This is a genomic window from uncultured Mucilaginibacter sp., assembly GCF_903913935.1.
GTDB lineage: Bacteria > Bacteroidota > Bacteroidia > Sphingobacteriales > Sphingobacteriaceae > Mucilaginibacter.
The window spans coordinates 1-2398 of the sequence record NZ_CAIWNH010000122.1 but is presented as its reverse complement, the minus strand read 5'-3'; the positions used below and the strand labels follow the sequence as shown (position 1 = coordinate 2398).

The following is a 2398-nucleotide window of genomic DNA, read 5'->3' as shown; positions in this document are numbered from 1 at the left end:
CCTTCATTATGATCATAAAGGATTGCTGACACATTTTTATACTCCATTTTGGGTTTACTTAATGTGTAAACCTATTTCAGGACTAGACAATCTTTTAAAATATCATTATCTTACGGTGATGAAATACCTGTTTAATATCCCCCACCTGCCCCTACTATTGCTATTGTTTTATATTTGCCCGTTTTTGGCTGAAGGACAAAACCCTCCTGTGCGGTTAAAATTTGAAGATGGGCAGATCAAAGGATACTTTAACAGTAAGGGCGGCGAAAGGCGATTTACCCTGGATATCTCTATGGCTTCAACAGATGGAGGCGCTAAAACACAATTGTTGTCGCAGGATAGTACGGGCATTATTACCAAAAAAGAGATCAGGTATTTTGAACATGCCTGCGAGATAACAAGCGTTATAAAGAAAACGGCCTATGGCCTGCAATGGGATATTTACATTAAAGGGAAGGGCAGCGACTGGACAGCCCCTGTTGAAACCAGCCTGCAATGGGCCGATGCGGGCGCGCTGCAGTTTTGGACCTCCTGGGCCGATAACCACCAGAAGCCTGCTTCGGATGAATGGCTGGACCCATTTTTGCCGGCTCCCTTCAGCAACCTGGCCCTGGTGTACGGCGGCGAAAACCACCTTTCACGGGACGCCTTTGTTACCCCTATCGCCAGTTGCTTTTTAAAGGGCGAGAACCTGGGGCTGAGTTTTATCCAATCGTTAAAAGACACGATCCTTGACCTTGAAATGCATACTTCGGCCGATGGGAAGATCGCATACCGCCACCTTAACCACCGGATAGGTAGCATGCACACCGTCCATATTTGCCACCAACTGGTGCTTCATGAGGCGGACTGGCGGGCGGGTATGGCCTGGATGATTGCCAACTACCCGGCTTATTTTATGCCGGGCGAGCCGTTGGTGAACAAGATTGCAGGCTGCGGCGCCTATTCGTCCTACGAGGGCGAACTGGACACAGCTAAATACCGCGAAATGGGCTTCAGCCTGAACTGGAAAGCCTCGCTTGATTTCCCCTACATGGGCCTTTTTATCCCCCCGGTAAAAAGTGATGATGAACTTTGGACAAAGTACCGGCAACGGGGCGAAAAGGTGGGTGACGGGCTGGCCTCCATTAACCGGCTGAGCGCCTATTCAAAACATTTGGCGCAAATGGACTTTAACACCATCAGCTATTTTAACGTGGCCGAATTTGGCAACGGGATGGTATACCCATATAAAAGCAACCCAGTACCGGATAGTGATCTGTGGAAAAACCCGAACGACTTTGTTTATAAAAAGTTGAAACAAGCTTTGCTAAAGCCTGTAGGCGTTTTACCCGACTGGGATGAGCGCCCGCTTTTCTCCAACTGGGAGGATTGCGTGGTGCTTGACCCTGGCGATGCTAACTACCGGGCGTTTTTGCTGGAACAGGCCCGGTTGCATATTGCTAAGATCCCCGCCTCCTCAGGCATTTGTATTGACCGTATGGATTGGCAGCGCTTTTACAACAGCAATGCTGACGACGGGATCAGTATGATACAGCAACAAAAAACGCGTGCCATGGTAACCTCATGGAAGGAAATAATGGGGCAACTGGGGCCGGTGATGCACGCCGCCCATAAAGTTATTTTTTGTAACCCACTTGACCGGCGGATTGACCTGATGGAACAGGTGGACGGTATTTATGATGAGTTTGGCTACCTGCCATCAAGCCTAAACCTATGCGCGCAGATGGCGCTGCTAAAACCTATCATCGCCTGGACGGCATCAAAAGACAACCTGGCGCCTGATCCCGACGCTTATTTTCAGCGTCACCTGTACCTTGGAGCTTTCCTCACCGTACCTTATCCCGGCAACGACCATTGTATAACGCCAGATGCCGGTGCAGAGCATTATTATACCGATTATGGCAGACTGTTGGAGGCCATAAAGGGACGCGAATGGGTAATGTACCCCCATATAGTGGAAGTTGAAAACGGCACGGCAAAAGCCAACATTTTTAAGGCAAACGGAAAATTTATTATACCGATCGTATTGGGCATCAGCGCACATGCTTCTGTGATTATTAGGTTACCATTTGCTGCACTCGGAAAACCAGACCTCCATATTAAAGTGCTGTATCCCGGAGAAAAAGATTGGCATACCATCAAAACGATTAAATCAGCAAAGGAGATCAGGCTGGCTGTCCCCTTAAAAAGAGGCTGCGCACTGGTTAGCATAGGCTAACAAACCAGTTGTAACCGGCACCCATTTTTTACCGTCCGGAACACCGTATGATAGCTTGACGGGCATAACTTGTAGGCGACACATCAAATTAAAAAAAATTATATAAAATAATAAATTATAATACACTGATTTACAATATTATAAAAAAGACATAAAACTTATTTCACTACTATATGT

The 2398-nt window shown here is 47.2% G+C and carries 1 protein-coding gene; it reads left to right on the top strand.

Translation table 11 applies throughout. The annotated features are described in order from the left end of the window. Window positions 1-118 precede the first annotated feature (118 nt). Entirely contained in the window at window positions 119-2221 is a 2103-nt protein-coding gene (locus QZY09_RS04555) for a hypothetical protein (protein ID WP_295668733.1), read from the top strand. Window positions 2222-2398 lie beyond the last annotated feature (177 nt).